The sequence below is a fragment of the Rhizobacter sp. genome (assembly GCF_031412075.1).
Lineage (GTDB): Bacteria > Pseudomonadota > Gammaproteobacteria > Burkholderiales > Burkholderiaceae_C > Rhizobacter.
On the sequence record NZ_JANOCG010000162.1, the window covers coordinates 1 to 6,039 of the forward strand.

A 6,039-nucleotide genomic window follows, 5' to 3' on the forward strand; every position below is an offset into this window, starting at 1 on the left:
CGGCAAAGACGCCGCACCCGCGGCGGATCTGAAAGAACACCTGCGCAGCCGCCTGCCCGATTACATGGTGCCAGCGCATTTCGTCCATCTCGACGCGCTGCCACAAACACCCAACGGCAAGATTGACCGCAAGGCGCTGCCCGCGCCCGAGGCCGGCCACGCGCCGGTGGTGAGCGAAGCTTTCGTGGCCCCGGCCAGCGACCTGGAAGAAAAGATCGCCGCCATCTGGAAAGACGTGCTCAAGCTGCCGCAAGTGGGCGCGCGCGACAACTTCTTCGACCTGGGCGGCCACTCGCTGCTGGCCGTGCAGGCGCACCGCAAGCTGCGCGATGCGCTGGGGCGCGACTTGTCGATCACCGACATCTTCCGTTTCCCGACCATCCAGAGCCTGAGCAACTTCCTAGCGCAAGACGGCGAAGACGATGCCGGTGCCCAGGCCGGCAAGGCGCGTGCACAAGGTCGCCGTGCGGCGATGCAGCGCCGCCAGGGCGTGCGCGCCTGACGTACAGCCCCTTTTAAACGACAACAAAAACGATCCGAGGATGAGTCAGGTCATGACGCTGCACACCACAACCCAACCCACCGCAGCCTCTGCCGCAGGACCGTCCGCATGAGCGAGGCGAACGAGAGTGACATCGCCATCGTGGGCATGGCGATCCGGGTGCCCGGTGCCTCCAACCCCGAAGAGTTCTGGGCCAACCTGAAAAACGGTGTTGAGGCCACGCAGCCTTACACCGACGAGCAGTTGCTGGCCAAGGGCGTGTCGCGCAGCACGCTCTCCGACCCGAACTACGTGAAGGCCGGCATCAGCCTGCAAGACATGGACGCCTTCGACCCCGAGTTTTTCGGGTTCAGCCAGAAGGAAGCCGCCATCCTCGACCCGCAGCACCGCCAGTTTTACGAGGTGTGCTGGGAGGCACTCGAACGCGCCGGCCACCCGCCGGAAAAGTTCGAGGGCGCGGTGGGCCTGTTTGCCGGCTGCGGCATGGGGGCGTACTTCACCTTCAACCTGCTGAGCAATCCCGAGCTGGTCGATTCGGTCGGCCTCTTTCTGCTTCGCCACACCGGCAACGACAAAGACTTTTTGTCGACCCGCGTCTCCTACGAATTCAACCTGCACGGGCCGTGTGTCAACGTGCAGACTGCTTGCTCCACCTCGCTGGTGGCCACCCACCTGGCGGTGCAAAGCCTGCTGTCGGGCGAGTGCGACATGGCGCTCGCCGGTGGGGTGACCATCGAGGTGCCGCATGGCGTGGGCTACCACTACAAAGAAGGCGAAGTGCTGTCGCCCGACGGCCACTGCCGCACCTTCGACCACCGCTCCAAGGGCACGGTGTTCGGCAGCGGCGCCGGTGTAGTCGTCATGCGCCGGCTGGCCGATGCGCTGCGCGACGGCGACCACGTGCACGCCGTCATCAAGGGCACGGCCTGCAACAACGACGGCTCGCGCAAGGTGGGCTACCTCGCGCCCAGCGTCGACGGCCAGGCCGCCTGCATCACCGAAGCGCTGGCAGTGTCGGACTGCGATGCCGACACGCTGAGCTACATCGAATGCCACGGCACCGCCACGCCGGTCGGCGACCCGATCGAGATTGCCGCGCTGACGCAGGCCTTTCGCGACACCACCGACCGCGTGGGCTACTGCAAGGTCGGCTCGGTCAAGACCAACATCGGCCACCTTGACACCGCCGCCGGGGTGGCCAGCCTGATCAAGGCCACGCTTGCGCTCGAGCACAAACAGATTCCGCCCTCGCTCAACTTCGAAGCACCCAACCCGCGCATCGATTTCGCCAGCAGCCCGTTCACGGTGGCGGCCCAGCTCAGCGACTGGAAGGTTGACGGCAACAAGCCGCGCCGCGCTGGTGTCAACTCGCTCGGCGTCGGTGGCACCAACGCCTTCGTGGTGCTCGAAGAAGCGCCGGCCGTCGCGCGCACGCCCACGCCCATCGACGAGTCGACCCAGCTGCTGGTGCTGTCGGCCCGCAACCGCAAGGCACTTGACGACAACGCCCGCCGCCTCGCCGCCTGGCTGAAAGACAACCCGAAGACACCGCTGGCCGATGTGGCGCATTCGCTGCACGTGGGCCGCCGTGGTTTTGAGCAGCGCCGTGTGCTGGCCTGCGCCAACCACGAAGAAGCCATCGCGCTGCTGGAGAGCAACGACGCCAAGCGGGTCTTCAACCACACCAAGGACCTCGACCGCCCCTCGCTGGTGTTCATGTTCCCCGGTGGTGGCGCGCAGTACGTGAGCATGGGCATGGGGCTCTATGAAAAAGAGCCGGTGTTCCGCGAGTGGGTCGACAAGGGCCTGGGCATTCTCAAGACACGTTTCGGCGCTGACCTGGCGCCGGTGCTGCTGGCCCAGGAGGTGAGCCCCGAGCTGGGTGATCTGCTGGCCAAGCCGTCGTCGCAGCTGCCGTTGACCTTTCTCGTCGAGATCGCGCTCAGCAAGCTGTGGGAGTCTTACGGCATCAAACCCGAGGTGGTGATCGGCCACAGCATGGGCGAAAACACCGCAGCCTGCATTGCCGGCGTGTTCTCGTTCGAAGACGCGCTCGGCCTCTTGCTGCTGCGTGGCCAATTGGTCGGGCAGACACCTCAGGGCGGCATGGTCAGCGTGCCCATGGCCGCCAAGGACCTGGTGCCGCTGCTCGGCGACGAGCTCGATCTGGCGTCAGCCAACAGCCCGCAGCTGTCTGTCATGTCAGGCCCCTTGCCACCGCTCGAGGCCTTGGCCGCGCGACTGGCCGAGCAGGGCATCGACACGCAGCGGGTGAAGGTCGACGTGGCGGCGCACTCACGTCTTCTCGACGGCATCTTGCCGCGCTTTCGCCAGTACCTGCAGAGCATCAAGCTCAACGAGCCCCGGCTGCGCATCGTCTCCAACCGAACCGGCAAGTGGCTTGATCCGGCGAGTGCGCGTGACCCGGAGTACTGGGTGCAGCACTTGCGCAACTCCATCCTGTTTGCCGATGGGGTCGACACGCTGCTCGAATCCGACAACCACGTGTTCCTCGAAGTCGGCCCCGGCAACATGCTGGGCTCCTTCGTGCGGCAGAACCCGCGCTCACCGACCCAGCGTGTGTTGTCATCGATGCGCCACCCGCAAGACCCGATCCCCGACCACGTCTACTTCCGCACCGTGATGGGCCGGCTGTGGGCGCTGGGGGTCGAGTTCGACGTGCAGCGCCTGTGGGGCAAAGGCCGGCGCCGTGTGCCGCTGCCGACCTACGCTTTCCAACATGCACGCTACTGGATCGAGCCTGGCGTGGGCACCCTCGGCGCGTCGCGCGCGGAGGCCGAGCGCCCGCTGCGCCAGGCCGAGATCGGCGACTGGTTCCGCAAGCCACGCTGGGTACAACAAGGCATTCTCGATTCGAGCGACGAGGTGCACACCTGGCTGGCCTTCCATGGCCGCGAACCACTGTCGCTGAGCGCGGTGGCGAGCCTGCGCGAAGCCGGTCACCAGGTCATCTCCGTGCTGCCGGGCGACACCTTTGCGCAGGTCGACGAGGCCACCTACACGCTGGCTGCCGAAGCCGGCGGCGTGGGTTATCAAGAGCTGCTCGATTCGCTGGCCGAGCGCGAGATCGTGCCCGACCGCATCCTGCACACCTGGCTGGTCACGCTCGATCGCAACTTCCGCCCCGGCTCGACCTTTTTCCACCGCAACCAGGAGCACGGCTTCTACTCGCTGTTCCACCTGGCGCGTGCGCTGGGCAAATCCGGTCTGACCGAGCGAGCGCTGCACATGACGGTGGTGGCCAACGGCGCGCAGCGTGTGGGCGACGAAGGCCTTTTGTTCCCCGACAAGGCGACGGCGCTCGGCCCATGCGCGGTGATTCCGCGCGAGTTCCCGAACCTGAGCTGCGCGTTCATCGATGTCGACCTCGGCGACACCAAACTCAATGGCAAACGCAACCCGCAGGCCGAAGCGGCCGTGGCGCGTGTGGCCGCCGATGTGACGAGCGAACTGTTCGCCCAACCGGGCACCCGTGTCATCGCGTGGCGCAACGGCGTGCGCTGGGAGCGTCACCTCGGCGCGTTCAAGCAGCCCGCGGGCGCAGCGCCCGTGCAGCGCTTGCGCCAAGGGGGCGTGTACCTGCTCACCGGTGGCCTGGGTGGCATTGGCGGTGTGCTCGCCGAATGGCTGGCACGCGAATACAAGGCCAAGCTGGTGCTGGTGGGCCGCACGCCGCTGCCACAGCGCGGCGACTGGGACGACTGGCTCGACAAACACGAGTCCGGCGACAGCATCAGCCAGGCGATCCAGAAGGTGCGCCAGCTCGAAAAACTCGGCGCCACCGTGTTGCCCGTGGCGGCCGACGTGGCCGTGGCCGAGCGCATGAAAGAAGTGGTGGCCGAGGCACGCACTGCGTTCAAGGAGATCCACGGCGTGTTCCATGCCGCCGGTGTGATCCGCGACAACCTGATCCAGCTCAAGAGCCCGCGCGACATCGAAGACGTGTTCTCGGCCAAGGTCTACGGCACCCAGGTGCTCGACGAGATCTTCCGCGACTCTGCCCTCGACTTCATGGTGCTGTTCTCGTCCACCAGCGCCTACATCGCACCTACCGGCCAGATCGACTACGTGGGTGCAAGCGCCTTCGTCAACGCGTTCGCGGAGTCGTGCGCGGGTCAGCGCAAGTACCCGGTGACAGCGATCTCTTGGGGGATTTGGAAAGACGTCGGCATGGTGGGTCAGCTGGCCGGCCCGTCGGAGCCCGCCACGGCCCAGACCCTGCCCGTCACCAGCCCGCACTTCGAACACCGCCTCGCCTCGCGCGACGGCCTGGCGCAGCTGGAGGTGCTCACCGGCACGCTCTCATCCAAAGACTGGGTGATCGACGAACACCGCCTGGGCAGTGGTGAAGCGCTGTTGCCCGGCACGGGTTATCTCGAACTCGTTCGTGCCGCCTTGGCCGAACTCGGCAACCCCGGCCCGTGGCAGCTGAGCAACCTGGTGTTCGAGTCACCACTCTTCGTGGACGACGGCGCCACGCGCGCTTTCCGCGTTAGCTTGCGGGGCGATGATCAGCGCTGGGATGTCGAAATCCTGGCCGAGGGTGATGCACCGGGCAGCTTCGTGCGCTGCGCCACCGCGCGTGTCACGCCGGCCAAGCAGGCCGCCGCTGTGCTGAGCCTGCCCGAGATCGAAGCGCGTTGCACCGGCCCCGTCACCGCCGCGGCCGGCGCGAGCGCCTTGCGCACACGCCAGGAAGCCCATCTCAAGTTCGGCCCCCGCTGGCGTGTGCTCAAACGCCTGCACCTGGGCACCAAGGAAGCGCTGGCCCACCTGCAACTGCCGGCCGAGTTCGCGGGCGACCTGGCGGACTGGGGCCTGCACCCCGGCGTGCTCGACATCGCCACAGGCTGCGCGATGGACCTGATCCCCGGCTACGCCGACCAGGAGGTGGTGCAGAACCTGTGGGCGCCGATCTCTTACCGTGGCCTGCGTTTCCATGCGCCGCTGCAGGCCGATGTCTACAGCTGGATCCGCTTGTCCAGTGACGGCTCGGTGGCCAGCGATTTCGCCGCCTTCGACGTGACCCTGACCGACGCCAACGGCAAAGTGCTGGCCGAAGTCGACCGCCTGACCCTGCGCCGCCTCGACGGCCCGTGGCATGCGCCTAAGCCCGAGGCCGCAATGGCCGGTGGCGAAGGCCCGGCCACAGCGCGCGTCAAGCCGCTGTCGCCAGGCGAGGTGGCACTGCGCCACAACGTGAGCCAGGGCATCACACCTGCTGATGGCCTGCAGGCGCTCACGCGTTTGCTCAGCGGCGCCATGCCGGCCGAGCTGATCGTGAGCTCGATGAAGGTCGACGACCTGATCGCGCAAGCCGAGTCGCTCAGCCGCGCTTCGATGGCCAGCAACGACGCCCGCTTCTCGCGGCCCGAGCTCGACAGCGACTTCGCGCCGCCGCGCGATTCGTTCGAGAAGGGCCTGGCCGAGCTGTGGGGCAAGCTGCTGGGCGTGGAAGGGGTTGGCATCAAAGACAGCTTCTTCGACCTGGGCGGCCACTCGCTGATTGCGGTGCG

2 protein-coding genes are annotated in these 6,039 nt (G+C 66.9%); both read left to right on the forward strand.

Annotation, left to right across the window (positions count from 1 at the left end):
• A partial coding sequence (locus tag RMO40_RS05775) for a phosphopantetheine-binding protein (RefSeq protein WP_309717588.1) occupies positions 1-502 on the forward strand: 502 nt, incomplete at its 5' end.
• A 108-nt stretch (positions 503-610) separates the two neighbouring features.
• On the forward strand, positions 611-6,039 hold a 5,429-nt coding region (locus RMO40_RS05780), incomplete at its 3' end, for a polyketide synthase (RefSeq protein WP_309717591.1).